The following is a 532-nucleotide window of genomic DNA, read 5'->3' as shown; positions in this document are numbered from 1 at the left end:
CAGCCGGTGAACGTGACGTTTTCGGGTGGATTCGTCGTCCATTGCCGGACAGCTTTCGAGGCGTGCGGTCCGGTGTCGTACGGACCGAACCACGGGAAGTCGTACGGCGTCGACTCGGCGACGCGACAGAACGTCGTCAGTCCTTTCCGCTCGAAGACGTTGCCGACGAGGAAGACGACCGTCCCTCCGAGGTCGTAGCGGTCGCGGTACTCGGCCTCCAGCGACTCGAACCCGTCGAGCTTCCCCCGGTCGACGCCGTTCGAGACGACCGTCGTCGGCGCGTCGGTGTACCCCTCGATCACCGACCGGTTGTACTCGGAGGGGCAGATCAGCCGGTCGGCGAGCCCGTACGCGCGGCGGAGGTACGGCCTGAGCGGCCGCGCGAGCGCGTTCGTGAACCGGAAGCTGTCGCCGAAGTCCTCCGCGGTGACGTGGGTGTGCGCGACGACGGGGACGCCCGCCTTCCGGGCGCGGCGCGCGTACCAGACCGAGCGCGGCCCCATCAGGTTGAGGTGGAGCACGTCGGCGTCGA

1 protein-coding gene is annotated in these 532 nt (G+C 69.0%); it reads right to left on the bottom strand.

Translation table 11 applies throughout. The features are described from left to right. A partial coding sequence (locus DEQ92_RS21750) for a glycosyltransferase family 4 protein (RefSeq protein WP_147299566.1) occupies window positions 1–532 on the bottom strand: 532 nt, incomplete at both ends.

This window comes from Haloferax sp. Atlit-6N (assembly GCF_003383195.1).
Taxonomy (GTDB): domain Archaea; phylum Halobacteriota; class Halobacteria; order Halobacteriales; family Haloferacaceae; genus Haloferax; species Haloferax gibbonsii.
This window is presented reverse-complemented; position numbering and strand designations above follow the sequence as displayed.